The following is an 18018-nucleotide window of genomic DNA, read 5'->3' as shown; positions in this document are numbered from 1 at the left end:
CTTCGATCCTCTGGCCGACTTACGGCGTCCCCTACTGCCTCGTATGGCGGGCAATAACTTCCTCGGTGAGACGCCGCGCCTGCGCATCGGCGTCTTGGACCTCGTCGAGTGAGTGCGGTTCAAAAAATGATACGCGCTCCATTATGTCACCGATTATGTCGGGAATTGCGGCAAAGGCTAGACGTTTTTCCAAAAATGCGGAGACGGCCACTTCATTGGCCGCATTCAGCACCGCACTGGCGCTGCCGCCTGCCTCGGCGGCCTCTCGTGCCAAGCGCAAACAGGGGAAGCGCTGCTCATCCGGCGCCTCAAAATCGAGCCGCGCCTGGGCGATCAGATCCAACGACGACACCCCCGATGCGATACGCTGGGGCCAGGCAAGGGCATGAGCAATGGGGGTCCGCATATCCGGGTTGCCCAACTGAGCCAGCACCGAACCGTCTACGTACTCGACCATGGAGTGAATGACGCTCTGCGGATGAACCACCACCTCGATGGCCGACGGGGCACAATGGAATAACCAGCAGGCCTCGATCAACTCCAGGCCTTTGTTCATCATCGAGGCGGAATCCACGGAAATTTTTCGCCCCATCGACCAGTTCGGGTGGGCACAGGCCTCGTCCGGCGTCACGCTCTGCAACTCATCCCGGCTGCGGGTGCGGAAGGGACCGCCAGAGCCGGTCAGCAGTATCCGCCGCACGCCCAAGGGCGCTAAACCGCTCGCGGCAACCGGGGGAAGACACTGAAAGATCGCGTTGTGCTCACTGTCAATCGGCAGCAACTGGGCGCCACTGCGATCCACCGCCTCCATAAACAGGCGGCCAGCCATCACCAGGGATTCTTTGTTGGCGAGCAGCACTTTCCGACCGGCCTCGACTGCTGCCAGCGTGGGCATCAGCCCCGCTGCACCCACAATCGCGGCCATCACGAGATCAGCACCGGCTGCCACTTCCAACAAACCGGCCTCACCTGCCAGCACCTGGGTGCGCACACCGAGTGCGCTTACCTGTTGCTGAAACTCTACGGCGACCGACTCGTCTCTCAGCACCGCAAACTGCGGCTGAAACTGCCTAACCTGGTCGAGCAACTGGGCGGCGCTGCGATTTGCCGTCAGCGCATAAACTTCATACTTTTCGGGGTGGCGACCCAGCACATCAAGCGTACTGACACCAATCGAGCCCGTGGAGCCTAAAACGGTGACCCGCTGCATCAAGCACCGCCCACCGACAACAGGCCCAGGGTAAAGACCGGCACCGCTGCGGTCAGGCTATCGATCCTGTCCATCAGCCCGCCGTGGCCCGGCAAAATCTGCCCGCTGTCCTTGATACCCCGATGACGCTTGACCATGCTTTCCAGCAAATCGCCTAATACCGACGCCAGCACGGTAAACGCTGCCAGCACCAGCATGGCCAGCAATGAGCCGGGCATGCGCTCGGCCAGCGCCAGAGAGATCACCAGCATCAGGGTCATGGCCGAACACAAACCGCCCCAAAACCCGGCCCAGGACTTACCGGGGCTCACCGCAGGTGCCAGCTTGGCCTTGCCCAGGGCGCGGCCGACAAAATAGGCGCCGATATCGGCGGCAGCAACCAGGGCAATCACCAACAATATCAACCACACGCCGCCCTCGCGAAAGCCAAGGTAGCTGATCGACAGCCAGCCCGGTGCCAGCACCAGCACCCCCATCAGGCCGCGCATCAGGCGGCTACCCCACATGACCGCACTTTGTGGGTATGCCTTGACCCACAGCAGACCAATTGACCACCACAGACAGGTCACCACCATGACCTCGCGCAGGCGAGCAGGGTTAATCTCACCATAAAGGTCGACGTGCCAGGACAGCGTTGCCATCACCGCGCCACAAAGCAGCACAAAGCCCGCTCGAAGCCCGCGGGAGGCAAGACCGGTCATATCCCCCCACTCCCAGGCCGCCAACAAAATTAGTGCCGCAAACACCAGAGACAACAGCGGCGCCGTCAGCAATGCCAGAGCAGCAAACAGCGCCAGCACGATGATCACAGCAGTGATCACTCGCTGCTTAAGCATGGTAATTCCTATCCGTCAGCGACATGTTCGTCTTCCTCTCGACCGCCATAGCGGCGATCCCTGGCAGCAAAGGCGGCCAGTGCTTTATCCATTTCGGTTTCGTTAAAATCGGGCCACAGGCAGTCGGCAAAATACAGCTCGGCATAGGCCATCTGCCACAACATAAAATTGCTGATGCGCTGCTCGCCGGCGGTGCGGATACACAGATCGGGCTGGGGCAAATCGGCAAGACTGATCTCCCGCCCCATCATCTCCACATCAATCTGATCCGGCTCCAACAGTCCCTCTTTGACCCGCTGCGCCAGCGTGCGGGCCGCATTGGTGATATCCCACTGGCCACCGTAGTCAACCGCGATCACCAACTGGGTCGTTTTATTGAATCGGGTCAATTGCTCACTGTAGTCCATCTGCCTGCGCAGACCCGCTGAAAACTGCTGGCGGTTGCCGATAAACCGCAGCCGCACACCATCGGCGTGGAGCTGCTTGGTTTCGCTATCAAGGTAATGGGAGAACAGCCGCATCAAGGCCTGGACTTCCAGCGTCGGACGCTGCCAGTTTTCACTGGAGAAAGCGAACAGCGTCACGACCTCGACCCCCCGGGACTGGCAGTGATTAAGCAGGGAGCGGATCACCTCTACCCCTGCCCGATGGCCGTTCGCGGCGGTCATTCCGCGCTTTTTCGCCCACCGGTTATTGCCATCCATAATAATGGCAACATGCCGTGGAACCGGAGTGGTTGCGGAATTCCGCATTGTTTTACAGCCTTTTTAAACAGTGCTTGCCGGAGCGGACGCCTTAAATTTCCATCAGGTCGGCTTCTTTCACCGCCAGAGCCTTATCCACCTCAGCAATATACTTATCGGTGATTTTCTGAATTTCATCTTGGGCGCGACGTTCCTCGTCTTCGCTGATTTCCTTCTCTTTGAGCAGGTCCTTGATGTCGGAGAGCACATCGCGGCGGGCATTGCGAATGGATACCCGAGCACTCTCGGCCTCCTGCTTCGCCTGTTTGATATAACCCTTGCGCGTTTCCTGGGTCAGCGCTGGCATCGGAATACGGATGACCGTGCCCGCCGTTGCCGGGTTAAGCCCCAGATCAGACTTGTGAATCGCCTTTTCAATATCAGGGACAATGTTCTTTTCCCAGGGGGTGACCGTCAGGGTGCGCGCGTCTTCAACGCCAATGCTGGCAACCTGAGACAGGGGCGTCTCCACACCGTAGTAGTTCACTCGCACACCTTCAAGGAGGCTGGGGTGGGCGCGGCCGGTGCGGATTTTGTTGAAATTATGACCCAAGGCTTCAATGGTCTTGGCCATCCGCTCACGGGCGTCTTGTTTGAATTCTTCAATCACCTTTAATTCTCCTCGCTATTTGCCGCTACCAGCGTACCGTCACTGCCACCGACAACGATATTCAGCAATGCGCCCTGTTGCTCCATGGCAAACACCCGCAACGGCATTTTGTGATCCCGGCACAGACAGATGGCCGTCAGATCCATCACTTCCAGCTTTTTATCCAGCACCTCATCATAGGTGAGGAACGCATATTTCTCCGCACTGGCATCCACCATCGGGTCGGCAGAATACACGCCGTCCACCTTGGTGGCCTTCAACACCAAATCCGCTTCCACCTCGATCCCGCGCAGACAGGCGGCCGAGTCAGTCGTGAAGAAAGGGTTGCCCGTGCCGGCGGCAAATATTACCACCTCGCCGCGGGACAGGGCACGAATCGCCTTGCGGCGGTCGTAATGATCGACCACACCACTCATGGGAATGGAGGACATCACTGAAGATTTGATATTGCTGCGCTCAAGGGCATCGCGCATGGCCAGGGCATTCATCACCGTGGCCAGCATGCCCATATGATCACCGGTAACCCGGTCGAGGCCGGCCGCCTGCAGCGCCGCACCGCGGAACAGATTGCCACCGCCAATGACCAAGCCCACCTGCACGCCGATGCCAACCAGCTGCCCCACTTCCAGTGCCATGCGATCGAGCACCTTGGGGTCGATACCAAAGCCCAGGTTACCCATCAGGGCCTCGCCACTGAGCTTTAGCAGAATTCGTTTGTACTTTTTGTCGCGACTTTGGCTAGACATGCCTTCCACACCCTTCTTCAATCAACACGCTGCTGCCGTTTTCGGCCCCATCCCTGCGCCTGGGCCACTTCCCTTTTCCACCCGACGGACGCCCTTAAAAAGCCGCCACATTCTAACAGGATTTCAGCAGGAATCGCGCCAAAAACCCGGGCCGAAAAGCATTCAAATCCATAGCCAATTGCCGCACATACAAAAAAGGGCCCGAAGGCCCTTTTTTTTCAAACCGGCTTAGCCTTTCAGCTGAGCCGCGACTTCGGCGGCGAAATCCACCACCTCTTTCTCAATACCTTCGCCCACTTCGAAGCGCAGGAAGGACTGCACATCAGCGCCGTTGTTTTTCAGCAGCTTGCCAACCGTCAGATCGGGGTCTTTAACAAAGGCCTGATCAACCAGGGCATTCTCCGACAGGAACTTGCGGATCCGGCCGTCGATCATTTTCTCGATGATCTCAGCAGGCTTGCCACTTTCTTGCGCTTGAGCCGTGAAGATTTCACGCTCCTTCTCGATCAGCTCCTGGGGCATATCTTCGGGCTTGGCAACCTGGGGGTTTACCGCTGCAACGTGCATCGCCACGTCGCGAGCCAGTTCAGCATCACCGCCTTTCAGCGCAACCAGCACCGCAATGCGGTTGTTGGAGTGTACGTAGCTGTCTACCACACCACCTTCAACGGCAACGATCTGTACCCGGCGGACAGAGATGTTCTCACCAATTTTTTGCACCAGCGCTTCACGGGCATTTTCCAGCTCGCCCGCCATCAGTGCGGCAACGTCTTCCTGCTTGTCGGCAAAAGCCTTGCCAACCACCTGATCAACAAAGGCCAGGAAGCCGGCATCGCGAGCAACGAAGTCAGTTTCGCTGTTCACTTCAACAACAACACCGTAGCTACCGTCTTCGGCGATCTTGGTCGCAACCACGCCATCGGCAGCAGTACGACCGGCCTTTTTCGCCGCCTTCATACCGCTGGACTTGCGCAGCTCTTCAATTGCCAGCTCGATGTCGCCATTGGCCTCACCAAGCGCCTTTTTGCACTCCATCATGCCCAGGCCAGTGCGGTCACGCAGTTCTTTTACCATTGCTGCAGATACAGCCATTGTTCAATCCTCTCTTTATTGGGCTTTAACCTGACCCATACCTCGGGGTCCGCTCAATATACGTTCAACCCTGTGAACATTTAAAAGCAGCGAGCATTTAAAAAAGGGGGCCTCGCCCCCTTTCGCTGTTCGCTTTGGCAGCAATACCTTACTCGGCAGCGCCTTCTTGGCCTTCAGCGCTGACTTCGACAAACTCGTCCTTCACCGGCACTTCGTTAGAAGCAGCAGCCAGTACAGTGTCAGCAACGGCGCTAACGTACAGTTTGATCGCGCGAATGGCGTCGTCGTTACCGGGGATAACGTAGTCAACACCCTGGGGATCGCTGTTGGTGTCAACTACACCAAAGACCGGGATACCCAGCTTGTTGGCTTCCTGGATTGCGATGCGCTCGTGATCAACGTCAATAACAAACAGCGCGTCAGGCAGACCAGCCATATCCTTGATACCACCAATGGAACGCTCGAGCTTGTCCATATCCCGGCGACGCATCAGGGCTTCTTTCTTGGTCAGCTTGTCGAAAGTACCGTCCTGGCTCTGGGTCTCGAGCTCACGCAGACGACGAACAGACTGACGAATGGTTTTGTAGTTGGTCAGCATGCCGCCCAGCCAACGGTGGCTGACGTAGGGCATACCCGCGCGAGTCGCTTGCTCGGCAACAATTTTGCCAGCGGCACGCTTGGTACCAACAAACAGAATCTTGTTTTTGTTGGCCGCCATTTTAGCGATGGCGTCCAGAGCACGGTTCATCGCGGGGACGCTGTGCTCGAGGTTGATAATGTGAATCTTGTTGCGGGCACCAAAAATAAAGGGTGCCATCTTGGGGTTCCAGTAGCGGGTCTGGTGTCCAAAGTGAACGCCAGCCTGCAACATTTCGCGCATGCTTACTTGTGACATGATTTTTCCTTCGAAAACATCGGGTTATTAACTTGTGAACACCCCGCAACCCAACCTCGCTCAAGTCGAGGCACCCGGGATTACGTGTCGGTGATCACGCGTCGCTTATGCCTTTTCCAGCCTGGACCGGTAAAAGGGCGCGTATTTATACCACAGCGCCCCCCTATCGGAAAGCAGAAATGGCGATATTTCACCGCCAGCGCGGGCACGGCAGCCCGCGCCCTTCGCGAGCCCTGCCGGGATGGTTTACAATGCGCGTTTTTGGCCCGCCGCGCCCTGCCCCGCGGCTGACAGGTACTCGATTCCCGAATGAATGTTGTAAAAAAGACCCCAGAACAGATCGCCGCCATGCGGGTGGCAGGCCGCCTCGCCGCCGAGGTGCTGGAAATGATCGCCCCCCACGTTCAGCCAGGTGTGAGCACCGAAGAGCTGGACCGCATCTGCCACGACTACATCGTCAATGTGCAGAAGGCCATTCCCGCCCCGCTGAATTACAACGGCTTCCCCAAATCGATCTGTACGTCAGTCAACGAAGTTATCTGTCACGGCATCCCCTCCGATAAGAAAATTCTGAAGGATGGCGACATCCTCAACATTGATGTGACCGTAATAAAGGATGGCTGGCACGGCGACACCAACCGCATGTTTTATGTTGGCGAGGTGGCCGACCATGCCAAACGCCTGTGCCGCGTCACCCAAGAGTGTCTGTACCAGGCCATTGAGCTGGTTCGCCCCGGCTGCATGCTCAGCGACATCGGCACCGTCATCGCCAAACATGCCCGCAGCAACCACTACTCGGTGGTCGAGGAATACTGTGGCCATGGCATTGGCCTGGGCTTCCACGAAGACCCGCAAGTGCTGCACTACGGCGAAGGCTACAACCGCCGTAACGACCTGAAATTAGAGGAAGGGATGACCTTCACCATCGAGCCAATGATCAATGCGGGTAAGAAACAGACCAAGCTCAACATCAAAGATGGCTGGACGGTGACCACCAAGGATCGCCGCCTGTCGGCCCAATGGGAGCACACCATGGCGGTTACCGCCGACGGTGTTGAGGTGCTGACCGCACGACCTGACGAACCCTTCTACCGGGGCTGATTCATGCCAAATCTCGATAACGCCGTGCTGGAGCAAGGCAACGGCAAGGCGCTCGCGCATTACAAGAACTACCTCAAAACCCTGGCCAAGGAATTGGAAGAGGGTTTTTACAATGGCACGCCAGCCTGGGAGCTGGTGCAGCTGCGCTCCAAGAAAATCGACGAGCTGCTGCAGGACATCTGGCAGCGCCTCGACTGGGGCGACGACGTTGCCCTGGTGGCCGTGGGCGGCTACGGCCGGGGCGAGCTTCACCCCTACTCTGACATTGATATTCTGATCCTGACCCGGGACGACACCGACCACTACCGGGACAGCATCGAACAACTCATCACACGCCTGTGGGATTTGAACTTAAACGTGGGCCACAGCGCCCGCAGCATCCTGCAATGCCAACAGGCCGCCATCGAAGACATCACCATTGCCACCAACCTGATGGAGTCCCGCACCATTGCCGGTAACCCCGCACTCCACCGGGAATTGATGAAACTGGTCGGCCCCGAAGAAATCTGGCCCAGCGCCGAATTCTTCCGCGCCAAATGGGACGAGCAAATCAGCCGCCACCGCAAATACGCCAACACCGAGTACAACCTCGAACCCAACATCAAGAGCTCCCCCGGTGGCCTGCGCGACATTCAAATGATCGGCTGGGTGATCAAGCGCCACTTCGGCGCCCAGTCCATCGACGACCTGTACGACCGTCAGTTTCTGAGCCTGGAGGAACTGTCCGTGCTGCGCGACGGCCAGGCCTTTTTGTGGAAACTGCGCTTTGCCCTGCACCTGATCGCTGGCCGGGAGGAAGATCGTCTGTTGTTCGACCACCAGCGCACCCTGGCCAAAATGTTTGGCTATAAAGATGGCGACGGCAAGCTCGCCGTCGAGAGCTTTATGCAGGAGTACTATCGCTGGGCAATGAACCTCGGGGTGCTCAACGATGTGCTGATGCAGCACTTTGACGAGACCATTCTGCGCGCCTGTGAAGCCGAAACCCTGATCGAGCTGAACTCCCGCTTCCGGATACGCAACGGCCATATCGAAGTCGCCAACGACAAGGTCTTCGAGAAAAACCCCACCGCATTGATGGAGATCTTTTTCCTGATGGCCAGCAACCCGGCCATCGATGGCGCCCGGGCCAGCACCATTCGCCTGATCCTGAAATCCCTGCACCTCCTCAACGACCGCTTTCGGGCCGACCCGCGCAACAAGCGCTTCTTTATGGAGCTGCTGAAATGCCCGCAGCGGGTGGCCTTGCAACTGCGCCGTATGCGCCGCTGGGGCGTGCTCGGCGGCTTCATTCCCGAGTTCGGCCAGATCATGGGCCAGATGCAGCACGACCTGTTCCATATTTACTCGGTCGATGCCCACACCATGGCGCTGATCAAAAATATCAGCCGCTTCCGCTATCCCAGCATGGTCGACACCTACCCCATGGCCTGCCGGATCATGCAGCGCCTGCCCAAGCCGGAACTGCTGTTTTTGGCCGGTCTGTTCCACGACATCGCCAAGGGCCGGGGTGGCGATCATTCCACGCTCGGCGCGGTTGACGCCCGCAACTTCTGCGAAAACCTGGGGCTGAATAAGCGCGACACCAATTTAGTGGCCTGGCTGGTGGAAAAGCACCTGGAGATGTCCTCGGTTTCCCAGCGCCGGGATATTCAGGACCCGGAAGTCATCCGCGACTTCGCCCTACTGGTGGGTGAACAGACCCGTCTGGACTACCTGTTTTGCCTGACCGTGGCCGATATCAACGCCACCAACCCCAATCTGTGGACCTCCTGGCGGGCCTCCCTGATGCGTCAGCTCTATGCGGAAACCCGCCGGGCCCTGCGCCGGGGCCTGGAAAACCCCATCGACAAGCAGGAGTGGATTGCCGAAACCCAACTGGGCGCCATCGAGCGACTGGAAGATTACGGCTTTACCGATACCGAAGTGCGCAAGCTCTGGTCCAAAACCGGTGAAGATTACTTTATTCGCGAACAGATCGACGACATCGTCTGGCACACCCGGGCCATCGCCCAGCGCACCAACCCCGATGCACCGCTGGTGTTGATCAAGCCCGACGCCCGCCAGGGCATTGAGGGCGCCACCCAGATTTTCGTCCACACCAAGGGGCGACCCGGTCTGTTCGCCCTGCTGGCGTCGGCCATGGAGCAGCTCGATCTAAGCATTCAGGACGCCCGCATTTACAACAGCGGCTCGGGCTACACCCTCGACACGTTCTATGTGCTTGATGCGAACGGTGAACCCCTCGGAGACAACCCGGCGCGAATCGATCACATCATGAAATTCCTGCGCCAGCACCTTGAGAGCCCCGACAAATTTCCGGGCTTTACCAACCGCCGCACCCCGCGGCAGATGCGCCTGTTTACCACCCCAACCCGCACCAGCATGTCGACGGATTTGAACAAGGGACACACCATTTTAGAGGTGATTACCCCGGACCGCCCCGGCCTGCTGGCCAGAGTCGCCCAGATTTTTAACCAATACGATCTACGTCTGCAAAACGCCAAAATCGCCACCCTCGGCGAGCGGGTGGAAGACGTATTTTTTATTACCAACAGTGAGCAGAAGCCGGTGGAAGACCCCGCCCTGTGCCGGGAAATCCAAGACGCCATCTGCAGGGAACTGGACCAGCAAGTGAGCAAACAGAATGAATCCACGGCTCCAGGCCCTTCAGGCCTATCCATTTGAAAAATTGCGGGCCCTGCTGGCAGACTGCCAGCCGCCCGCCGTTCGCCACATTCCCCTGTCCATCGGCGAGCCTCGCCATCCGGCGCCGGAATTTGTGGTGGCCGACATCAGCGCCAACCTGGACAAGCTGAGCAACTACCCCACTACCAAGGGTATCGCCGAGTTACGCACCGCCATCGCCGACTGGGCCAGCCGCCGCTTTAGCTTGCAAGGGCTGTGTGCCGAGACCCAGGTATTGCCGGTAAACGGCACCCGGGAGGCCCTGTTTGCCTTTGCCCAGGCGGTGGTCAGCCCCAGTGATGACGCCCTGGTGGTCTGCCCCAACCCGTTCTACCAGATCTATGAAGGTGCGGCGCTGCTGGCCGGTGCCCAGCCCCACTTTCTGGCCTGCCACGCCCAAACCGGGTTTATTCCAGACTACTCCGCCGTGCCCGCCGAGGTGTGGCAACGCTGTCAGTTGCTCTACCTGTGCACCCCGGGCAACCCCAGCGGCGCCGTGATGAGCCAGGACGCACTGCAGCAGTTGATCCGGCTTGCCGACGAACACGACTTCATTATTGCCAGCGACGAATGCTACTCCGAACTCTACTTTGACGAAGCCGCGCCACCCCCAGGCCTGCTACAGGCGTGCGCGGCCATGGGTCGGGACGATTACCGCCGCTGCGTGGTCTTCCACAGCCTGTCAAAACGCTCCAACCTGCCCGGCATGCGCTCGGGTTTTGTCGCCGGTGATGCCACCGTCCTCGCCGACTTCCTGCTCTACCGCACCTACCACGGCTGCGCCATGCCGGTTCAGCATCAGCTTGCCAGCGCCGCCGCCTGGAGTGACGAAGCGCATGTACTGGCCAACCGCGATCGATACCGGGAGAAGTTCAGCCGGGTACTGGCAGAGCTGGACGGCTGCCTGGATGTCAGCCAGCCTGACGCCTCGTTTTATCTGTGGGCCAAAACTCCCATCGCCGACACCGAGTTTGCCCGTGGGCTGTTTGACCAGCAGCACGTCACCGTGCTGGCCGGCAGCTATTTGTCGCGCACGGTGGATGGCGTCAATCCCGGCGCCAACTATGTGCGCATGGCGTTGGTGGCCGAGCTGGACGATTGCGTTGAGGCAGCCCGCCGCATTAAGGCCTATTGCGCCTCACTGGAGTCCGCTCAGTGCTGAAGGCAGATCGCGTCGCCTTTATTCAGCGGCGCCTCGACGAACTCTATCCCGAACAGCCCATCCCGCTGGACCACAAAGACCCCTACACCCTTTTGGTGGCGGTGTTGCTGTCGGCCCAGTGCACCGACGAGCGGGTGAATCAGGTGACCCCTGCCCTGTTCGCTCTGGCCGACAACCCCTTCGATATGGCCCAGCAGGACGTGGATAAAATCCGCGAGATCATCCGCCCCTGCGGCCTGTCACCGCAAAAATCCAAGGCCATCAAACGGCTGTCAGAAATTCTGGTGGAGCAACACAACGGCGTGGTGCCCCAGGACTGGGACGCACTGGAAGCTCTCCCCGGGGTGGGCCACAAAACTGCCAGCGTGGTGATGTCCCAGGCCTTTGGTGTGCCGGCGTTTCCGGTAGACACCCACATTCACCGCCTGGCCCAGCGCTGGGGCCTGAGCAGTGGCAAAAATGTGGCGCAAACCGAAAAAGACCTGAAGCGCCTGTTTGCCCGGGATAAATGGAATAGCCTGCATTTGCAGATTATTTACTACGGTCGCGAGTTCTGCAGCGCCCGGGGCTGCGACGGCACCGTCTGTGAAATCTGTACCACCTGCTATCCCGAACGAAAATCTCCGAAGAAAACCAAAAAAGCCTGACGGTGATCCACGCCGGGCTTTTTGATAAGCTTAGCCACCCGAAAAATGGAGCCCCGCAGGACCATGACGGTTACCCTATACGGCATTAAAAATTGCGACACCGTGCGCGCCGCCCGCAAGTGGCTTGAGGGTCACGGCATTGACCACCAGTTTCACGATATTCGCGACGAGCCCCTGCCAGAGGGCCAGTTCGCCCAGTGGCTGACCGAACTCGGCGACGCCCTGATCAACAAACGCAGCACCACCTGGAAGCAGCTCGGCGACGCCGACAAAGCAATGGCAGAAGACCGTGGGGCGACCCTGCTGCAGGGGCATCCCACCCTGATGAAACGCCCCCTGCTCGACACCGGCAACAGCTTGCATCTGGGCTTCAAGGATGCGGACTACCAACAGATTTTTACTCATCACACTCTCTAGTGACGCAACATTAACCCCTTTCAAAAGGACGCCATCTTCGCATGACTGACAGCGTATTCAGCCTGGGCCTCGGCCTCGGCACCCAAAACAGCAAAGGCCAGTGGCTCGACACGTTCTACCCTCAGCCACAAGTTGCACCCAGTGCCGAATTGATTGCCGCCATTGCGCCGGTGGTGAATTACACCGGCGGCAACGAAGCCCTTGCCACCAACAAAGACACCATGGCCGCCCTGGCCGAAGCACTCAAAGGCTGCGGTGAAGACACCCTGGCCGACGTTGCGGTCCAGCTCGCCAGCAGCGATCAACCGCTGGTGGTCACCGTCCTGGCCACTGACGACGCGCCCACCAGCGTGCCCGAGGTTTACCTGAAGCTGCACCTGCTGTCTCACCGCCTGGTCAAACCCCACCAGCAAAACCTGACCGGCATGTTCGGCGCCTTGCCCAATGTGGCCTGGACCAACCAGGGCGCCGTCGATCTGGCCGAGCTGCCCCAGCGCCAGCTGCAAGCGCGCATGAAAGGTGAGCTGCTCGAAGTCATGTCGGTGGACAAATTCCCCAAAATGACCAACTACGTGGTACCCACTGGCGTGCGCATTGCTCACACCGCGCGGGTGCGCCTGGGCGCTTACCTCGGTGAAGGCACCACCATCATGCACGAGGGTTTTGTGAACTTTAATGCCGGCACCGAAGGCCCCGGCATGATTGAAGGCCGCATCTCTGCCGGCGTCATGATCGGTTCCGGATCGGACCTGGGCGGAGGCTGCTCTACCATGGGCACCCTGTCTGGCGGCAACAATGTGATTATCTCCGTGGGCAAAGAGTGCCTGATCGGCGCCAATGCCGGTATTGGTATTCCCCTAGGCGACCGCTGCACCGTGGAAGCCGGGCTCTACATCACGGCGGGCTCGGTGGTTGCCATGATCGACGACACCGGCGCGGTAGCCGGTACCGCCAAGGCCCGGGACCTGGCAGGCAAGTCTGACCTGCTGTTCCGCCGCAACTCCAAAAACGGCGCCATTGAGGCCCTGACTAACAAGTCGGCCATTGCGCTAAACGAGATGCTGCACGCCCACAACTAAGCGGCTGCCAAGCCACTCTCCGCCTTGTCTCCCCCTGGCCGCTTCGGCCCAGGGGGAGAACCCAAACCGCACCTGATTGAACTCATCACCTGAAAACCGCTCTATAAAACAGCCACTTGGCTAAACCCAACCGTAACGGTATGGTTAACGACAGGGAGATTGCGATGGAACTGCAGGTAACAGGACTTCTGGGATTTCTCATCTTTATCGCCGACATCTGGGCGATTCTTAATATTGTGCAGAGCCGGGAAAGCTCAGGCGCAAAATTGCTCTGGATCGTATTGATCCTGCTACTTCCCTTACTGGGACTGATTATCTGGTGGTTTGCCGGCCCCCGTGAGCGCTGACGAGGGCAACCGCGTTGCTGGCGGCGGGGCAATCAAACCCGCCTTAACTCGTCCGGCACCGGGCACAGCAAACACAAGCTATCAACACACCAGTTCAGGGGAGAACCACCAGTGGCACACGGCGGAGAAGCTGACGAACAGGGAACCTCAACCGGCATCGCGCCGCAGGCATCAAACAGGCCATTGCCGCTAGGCAAATCCACCGCCTGGGCGGTACACATCATCGCGATTCTGGCGGTGCTCTACACCATGAAGGTGGCCCGGGACGTATTACTGCCCATCACCCTAGCGGTCATTTTCGCCCTGCTGCTCGGCCCCGCTGTTAATCGGCTGCAGAGCTGGCGCCTTCCCCGCAGTTTGGCCGCACTGGTCATCCTTGCCTTAAGCCTGGGCGCCTTCGGCGGTGGTGTTTATATGCTGTCCGAACCCGCCCTTGAATGGCTGGGCAAAACCCCCGAGGCCGTCGCCAACCTGCGCGAAGAGTTTCATGCGGTAGACTCCAACAGCGCCGAAGTCGACGCTGCCAGCCGCAGCTTTGACAGCCTGGAAAAGGCCCTCAGCAGTCAGCCCAGCAACCCGCAAATCACCCAGGTGGTTCTCACCGAGCCGGGATGGCGCAGCGAAGTGTGGGAAACCGCCAAAAATTTTGGTGTGTACGGCACCCTTAGCGTAATCATGCTGTTCTTCTTGCTGACCGCCGGTGATGCGCTACTCAAGCGATTTATTCACACCCTGCCGAGCCAGCGCGACAAGGCGACCGTCATTGGTGTTGCCACCGCGGCCCAGGAACAAATGTCGCGCTACCTAACCACGGTTACCGCGGTCAATTTTGCGGTAGGCCTGGTCACCGGCTGTGCATTGTGGGTGGCGGATTTTCCCGACCCCGCGCTGTGGGGCGCCATGGCGGCACTACTGCGCTACATCCCCTACCTCGGGGTAAGCATCATGATCGGCTTGCTGGCCATCATCAGCAGCGTCACTTACGACACCATCGCAATGATTCTGGCTGCGCCGCTGGGCTTTGCCCTGTTTACCGCTATTGTGGGCCAATTTGTTGATCCGTTAGTCCATGGCCTGCGTTTCAGTCTTAACCCCATTGTGGTGTTTTTATGGATTTTCTTCTGGGGCTGGTTGTGGGGCGCCCCAGGTGTATTGCTGGCGGTTCCCTTACTTACCCTGGTTCAGGTGGTTTGCCAGCACAGTCAACGCCTGACTCCCCTCGCGCATATCATAGGAAGTGAATGACCATGACCGACATTGACAGTTATCGCCAGCAACTCTGGCCATTGCCACTGCAACCAAAAACCCACGAGGGCAAGTTTCGTCGGGTGGGGGTCGAGATTGAATTTACCGGCCTGCAGATTGACGAGATTGTCGACATCATCACCGATCTGCTCGGCGGCAAGGCGAAGGAAATCTCAGACTACGAGGTGGATGTGGTCGACACCGCGCTGGGCAAGTTTGGTGTTGAGCTGGATTTTGCCTACATCAAAAAGCTCAGTCGTGAGCGCAAAGAAAGCGGCACCAGCAACGATTTTGACGAGCTGACCGAAACCGTCGTCGGCGCCATTGCCAAGCAACTGGTGCCCTTTGAAGTGGTGGGACCACCGGTGGATATGCCCGACCTGTGGCGCATGGAGAGCCTGTTCAAAGCCCTGCGGGAAGCGGGCGCCGAGGGCACTGGCAGCGCGGCCACCAATGCCTTTGGCCTGCAACTCAACCCGGAGATGCCCGACTGCGAGGCGGCCACCATTCTCAATTATCTGCGCGCCTTTTTTTGCCTGTTTGATTGGCTCAAGGCCCGCAGCAAGGTGGACTTAACCCGCCGGCTGACCTCCTATGTGGACCCCTTTGCCAAGGAATATGTGCTCAAGGTCCTCGACCCGGATTACCAGCCCGATATCGACACCTTGATCGACGACTATCTGCACTACAACCCAACCCGCAATCGGGCGCTGGATATGCTGCCGCTGTTCACCCACATCGACGAGCCACGAGTGCGAGCGAAGGTGGACGACGACCGGGTCAAACCGCGCCCCACCCTGCACTACCGGCTGCCCAATAGTCTGATAGACGATCCCGATTGGGGGCTGATCACTCCCTGGCGCGACTGGCTGCAAGTAGACAACCTGGCCAGCCAGCCCGAGCGCCTGCTTGAGGTTTGCAAGGCCTACCGCAAACACCTGGACAGCTTTACCGACAGCCTGTTTGGCGATTGGCCCCAGCAAAGCTACCAATGGTTGGTGCCGGAGCTGTTATGAACAAACCGCTGATCGGTGTCACTGGCGACGATCAAACCCTGCGTTTTTCCTGGTGGTTTATTCGCTGGGCCCTGTGGCGCTGCGGCGCCAAAGCCTGGCGTCTCACCCCCAATCACAGCGAACTGCCCGACCACCTGGACGGCATTGTGATCAGTGGCGGCGACGACATTGATCCTCAGCTCTATCTGCCCGACACCCCCGAGGTGGCGCCGATTAACCCGCGCCGGGACAAATTTGAAATCGCGGTACTGGAACGCCTGCTGGGCACCAACATGCCCATCCTCGGCATTTGCCGTGGGGCGCAATTGCTTAACGTGGTGCTGGGCGGGTCGCTGTTTTCCGACCTGCGCGAGGTCCGGGTAAAAACCTCCAACCGCCGCAGCCTGTTGCCACGCAAACAGATGATCACCGAGCCAGACAGCCACCTGCGCCGCATTCTTGGCAGTGACACCTGCCGGATCAACAGCCTGCATCACCAGGCAGTGAAGAATTTGGGCGAGGGCATGAAGGTCAGCGGCCGCGATCTGGACAACATTGTGCAGGCCATCGAATCCACCGAGCACCCCTTTCGCATTGGCGTGCAGTGGCATCCGGAATACCTGCCGCAAAAGTCGATTCAGTTGCGCCTGTTCAAACAACTGGTGGAGTCGGTGCAGTAATGTTGTTGCAGTACGGCCTGCTCTTTCTGGCGTCCTTCGGCGCGGCCACCATCCTGCCCTTCTACTCAGAGATTCTGCTGATCGCCCAATTGCGCGATGGCCTCAATCCCTACGCCCTGTGGTTTTTTGCCAGCCTCGGCAACACCCTCGGCGCCGGGGTGAACTGGTGGCTGGGCGAACGGCTGGTGCAGTATGCCGACCGCCGCTGGTTTCCCGCCCGCAAATCAGATCTCGAGCGCGCCCAACGCTGGTTTAATCGCTATGGTCGCTGGACCCTGCTGATGACCTGGCTGCCGGTAGGCGGCGATGCCCTCACGGTTATCGGCGGCATGATGCGGGTACCGGCACTGTCCTTCTTCTTTCTGGTTGGCCTCGGCAAAAGCGTGCGCTATGCCTTGCTGATTGCAGGCTACCAGGCCCTGTAAAACGCTCTGACGCCAGCACCAATACCGGGTACCATGCGGCGGTAAAACATCAACTCTGCCAAACTTGGAACTTCACCACCATGGCCCTGACCGCCACTGTATTCAAAGCCGCTCTCGATATCAGCGACCTGCGCCGCCACCACTATCACAGCTACTCACTGACCCTCGCCCGCCACCCTTCCGAAACCGACGAGCGGATGATGCTGCGGCTGCTGGCCTTTGCCCTGTATGCCCATGAAGACCTGGAATTTACCCGGGGCCTGAGCAGCACCGATGAGCCCGATCTGTGGCAAAAATCGCCGAGCGGCGAAATTGCATTGTGGATCGAGCTCGGCCAGCCCACCGTCAAGCGCCTGCGCAAAGCCCGGGGCCTGGCCCGGCAAACCGTGGTACTGAGCTACGGCGGCCGCACGGCAGATCAATGGTGGAAGGACAATCAACGCGAACTTGCCGAGCTGCCGACACTCACCGTTATTGAGATTGCCACGGCGGCGTCCAAAGCGCTGGCCGAACTCGCCCAGCGCACCATGAATCTGCAATGCACCCTTGATGATGACAGCCTGTGGCTGTCCAACGAGACAACCAACCTGGAAATTCAGCCCAGCGTGTTACTCCAAGCCCAAGGCTGAGGACCCGCTCGGGCCGTATCTCCAACGTCAATTACCGGGAGGCGAACCTTGCCATGATTTATCCCCAAGCCCTGGACCATGTGGTACTGCGCACCGACAGACTGCAAGCCATGCTCGACTTTTATACGCGCGTCATCGGCTGTACACCCGAGCGCAGCGAGGAGGAAATCGGTTTGTACCAGCTCCGCTGCGGCACCTCGCTCATCGATATCGTGCCCATCGACAGCCCGCTGGGACAGGACGGCGGCCCGCCGCCAGGTGAGCAGGCCCACAATATGGATCACCTCTGCCTGCGGCTATCGCCCTTTGATGGTGAAGGGATTTTGCGGTTTCTGGAGGAGCACGGCGTCGCCCATGAAGGGATTCAGCGGCGCTACGGCGCGGAGGGCTTTGGCCCGTCGATTTATATCGCTGATCCGCAGGGGAATCGGGTGGAATTGAAAGGGCCAGCTGAAAAGTGAGCGTCGGCAC

At 59.1% G+C, this 18018-nt stretch carries 20 protein-coding genes; 13 read left to right on the top strand and 7 right to left on the bottom strand.

Features of this window, described 5'->3' with window-relative positions; translation table 11 throughout:
• Positions 1 to 31: 31 nt before the first annotated feature.
• The 7 genes from ispC to rpsB form a co-directional block, all read right to left on the bottom strand.
• A complete protein-coding gene (gene ispC, locus NCG89_RS15765; protein WP_251087517.1) occupies positions 32 to 1210 on the bottom strand; it encodes a 1-deoxy-D-xylulose-5-phosphate reductoisomerase in 1179 nt (392 codons plus the stop codon).
• Positions 1210 to 2046, bottom strand: a complete 837-nt coding sequence (locus tag NCG89_RS15760; RefSeq protein WP_251087516.1) for a phosphatidate cytidylyltransferase — start codon at positions 2044 to 2046, stop codon at positions 1210 to 1212. The genes ispC and NCG89_RS15760 overlap by 1 nt, the downstream gene beginning before the upstream one ends.
• 8 nt (positions 2047 to 2054) lie before the next feature.
• Positions 2055 to 2750: a polyprenyl diphosphate synthase gene (gene uppS, locus NCG89_RS15755; RefSeq protein ID WP_251089386.1), complete on the bottom strand. Its 696-nt coding sequence runs from the start codon at positions 2748 to 2750 to the stop codon at positions 2055 to 2057.
• A gap of 91 nt (positions 2751 to 2841) precedes the next feature.
• The gene (frr, locus tag NCG89_RS15750) at positions 2842 to 3363 is read right to left on the bottom strand and encodes a ribosome recycling factor (RefSeq protein WP_432757894.1); all 522 of its coding nucleotides are present in this window, start codon (positions 3361 to 3363) and stop codon (positions 2842 to 2844) included.
• A gap of 38 nt (positions 3364 to 3401) precedes the next feature.
• On the bottom strand, positions 3402 to 4145 hold the full coding sequence (pyrH, locus tag NCG89_RS15745; protein WP_251087514.1) for a UMP kinase: 744 nt from the start codon (positions 4143 to 4145) through the stop codon (positions 3402 to 3404).
• A 228-nt stretch (positions 4146 to 4373) separates the two neighbouring features.
• Positions 4374 to 5237: a translation elongation factor Ts gene (gene tsf, locus NCG89_RS15740; RefSeq protein ID WP_251087513.1), complete on the bottom strand. Its 864-nt coding sequence runs from the start codon at positions 5235 to 5237 to the stop codon at positions 4374 to 4376.
• A 148-nt stretch (positions 5238 to 5385) separates the two neighbouring features.
• Positions 5386 to 6132 (bottom strand): 30S ribosomal protein S2, encoded by a 747-nt coding sequence (rpsB, locus tag NCG89_RS15735; RefSeq protein WP_251087512.1) that lies wholly within the window; start codon positions 6130 to 6132, stop codon positions 5386 to 5388.
• Positions 6133 to 6441: 309 nt separating this feature from the next.
• Here rpsB and map point away from each other — a divergent pair, with 309 nt between their 5' ends.
• The 13 genes from map to NCG89_RS15670 all read left to right on the top strand — a co-directional run bounded on the left by map (position 6442) and on the right by NCG89_RS15670 (position 18008).
• Positions 6442 to 7233 (top strand): type I methionyl aminopeptidase, encoded by a 792-nt coding sequence (map, locus tag NCG89_RS15730; RefSeq protein ID WP_251087511.1) that lies wholly within the window; start codon positions 6442 to 6444, stop codon positions 7231 to 7233.
• 3 nt (positions 7234 to 7236) lie between these two features.
• Positions 7237 to 9921, top strand: coding sequence for a [protein-PII] uridylyltransferase (locus tag NCG89_RS15725; protein WP_251087510.1), 2685 nt, complete (start codon positions 7237 to 7239; stop codon positions 9919 to 9921).
• Positions 9881 to 11083: a succinyldiaminopimelate transaminase gene (dapC, locus tag NCG89_RS15720; protein WP_251087509.1), complete on the top strand. Its 1203-nt coding sequence runs from the start codon at positions 9881 to 9883 to the stop codon at positions 11081 to 11083. Before NCG89_RS15725 ends, dapC begins: the two co-directional genes overlap by 41 nt.
• The gene (gene nth / locus NCG89_RS15715; RefSeq protein WP_251087508.1) at positions 11077 to 11730 is read left to right on the top strand and encodes an endonuclease III; all 654 of its coding nucleotides are present in this window, start codon (positions 11077 to 11079) and stop codon (positions 11728 to 11730) included. The genes dapC and nth overlap by 7 nt, the downstream gene beginning before the upstream one ends.
• A gap of 63 nt (positions 11731 to 11793) precedes the next feature.
• Positions 11794 to 12147 carry an arsenate reductase family protein gene (locus tag NCG89_RS15710; RefSeq protein WP_251087507.1) on the top strand — a complete coding sequence of 118 codons (354 nt, stop codon included), beginning with the start codon at positions 11794 to 11796 and terminating at the stop codon, positions 12145 to 12147.
• A 41-nt stretch (positions 12148 to 12188) separates the two neighbouring features.
• A complete protein-coding gene (dapD, locus tag NCG89_RS15705; RefSeq protein ID WP_251087506.1) occupies positions 12189 to 13226 on the top strand; it encodes a 2,3,4,5-tetrahydropyridine-2,6-dicarboxylate N-succinyltransferase in 1038 nt (345 codons plus the stop codon).
• Between the two features lie 164 nt (positions 13227 to 13390).
• Complete coding sequence (locus NCG89_RS15700) at positions 13391 to 13573, top strand: PLDc N-terminal domain-containing protein (protein WP_251087505.1); 183 nt, start codon at positions 13391 to 13393, stop codon at positions 13571 to 13573.
• A gap of 111 nt (positions 13574 to 13684) precedes the next feature.
• Positions 13685 to 14818 carry an AI-2E family transporter gene (locus NCG89_RS15695; RefSeq protein WP_251087504.1) on the top strand — a complete coding sequence of 378 codons (1134 nt, stop codon included), beginning with the start codon at positions 13685 to 13687 and terminating at the stop codon, positions 14816 to 14818.
• Between the two features lie 2 nt (positions 14819 to 14820).
• Complete coding sequence (locus tag NCG89_RS15690) at positions 14821 to 15834, top strand: amidoligase family protein (protein WP_251087503.1); 1014 nt, start codon at positions 14821 to 14823, stop codon at positions 15832 to 15834.
• On the top strand, positions 15831 to 16493 hold the full coding sequence (locus NCG89_RS15685) for a gamma-glutamyl-gamma-aminobutyrate hydrolase family protein (RefSeq protein ID WP_251087502.1): 663 nt from the start codon (positions 15831 to 15833) through the stop codon (positions 16491 to 16493). The genes NCG89_RS15690 and NCG89_RS15685 overlap by 4 nt, the downstream gene beginning before the upstream one ends.
• Entirely contained in the window at positions 16493 to 16918 is a 426-nt protein-coding gene (locus tag NCG89_RS15680; protein WP_251087501.1) for a YqaA family protein, read from the top strand. The genes NCG89_RS15685 and NCG89_RS15680 overlap by 1 nt, the downstream gene beginning before the upstream one ends.
• Before the next feature lie 80 nt (positions 16919 to 16998).
• Entirely contained in the window at positions 16999 to 17547 is a 549-nt protein-coding gene (locus NCG89_RS15675) for a YaeQ family protein (RefSeq protein WP_251087500.1), read from the top strand.
• 53 nt (positions 17548 to 17600) lie between these two features.
• The gene (locus NCG89_RS15670) at positions 17601 to 18008 is read left to right on the top strand and encodes a VOC family protein (protein WP_251087499.1); all 408 of its coding nucleotides are present in this window, start codon (positions 17601 to 17603) and stop codon (positions 18006 to 18008) included.
• Positions 18009 to 18018 lie beyond the last annotated feature (10 nt).

Source organism: Spongiibacter taiwanensis (assembly GCF_023702635.1).
Taxonomy (GTDB): Bacteria; Pseudomonadota; Gammaproteobacteria; order Pseudomonadales; family Spongiibacteraceae; genus Spongiibacter; species Spongiibacter taiwanensis.
Note: the sequence above shows the minus strand (reverse complement) of the source record. Positions and strands in the feature narration are given on the sequence as shown.